Source organism: Brevundimonas sp., assembly GCF_046293315.1.
In the GTDB taxonomy this organism is placed as follows: domain Bacteria; phylum Pseudomonadota; class Alphaproteobacteria; order Caulobacterales; family Caulobacteraceae; genus Brevundimonas.
On the sequence record NZ_JBKBPF010000049.1, the window covers coordinates 1 to 741 of the forward strand.

1 protein-coding gene is annotated in these 741 nt (G+C 71.3%); it reads left to right on the forward strand.

The features are described 5' to 3' along the window. The coding region (locus ACK4SE_RS13940) for a hypothetical protein (protein ID WP_409693908.1) at positions 1–532 on the forward strand (532 nt) is incomplete at its 5' end. Positions 533–741: the final 209 nt, after the last annotated feature.

Consider the following 741-nt stretch of genomic DNA (forward strand, 5'->3'; position numbering starts at 1 on the left):
GGTGCAGCATGCCAGCTGCATGGGCATGGCTGCGGGCACTACGGCGCTGGGCCCTGCGACATACCGCTCGCCCAAAGTGCGACTGCTGGCGGTGGACCCCTTCACACACGTGGAGGGCTACCTGGAGCCGCCGCGCACGCTGTCCACGCGCAACTGCACGCGGTCACAGGTCATGTTCACCATCCCCCCCAACGTGATGCACCTGCTCAGCACCGGCATGCACATGCTGCAGCTGCGCTGCGTATGCATGCAGGACCCAGCGCCGGCGCAGCGCTGGCCGCCCAACGTGCAGTTGGCTTTGAACATGAAGGCCATGCCGGCGATGCAGGTGCCCGCCTCCCCTGCCGCCGCCGCCGCCGCCGCCCCCGCCGCCGTTGCCGCTGTGGCGGCCTCCCGTTGCTCACCGCGGCTGTATTTGCCCTCGCGCAGCAAGCACGCGGGCCGCCACCCCCTGGCGTGTACGTGCCGAAAGTGCGCGACCGGCCTGCGCTCATCACTGGCGGCGCCTGCATGGGCCAGAACCGCCTCGTGATTACGCACGGGATGTGTCCCAAGGTGCGCACCCGCGTCCCCGCCGCTGCGTCGCCGCATCCGGCACCCCTCACCCCGGGGCGCCGCGTGTTGGGCAGACGTATGTGGTGGGAGTGTGCCTGGTGCGGCCCAAGCAGTCCGAGCAGGTGGTGGCGGAGGTGACGGCGGCCAGCACGCTGGCCCACGCGGAGGCGCGCGCTGTGGTGGTGC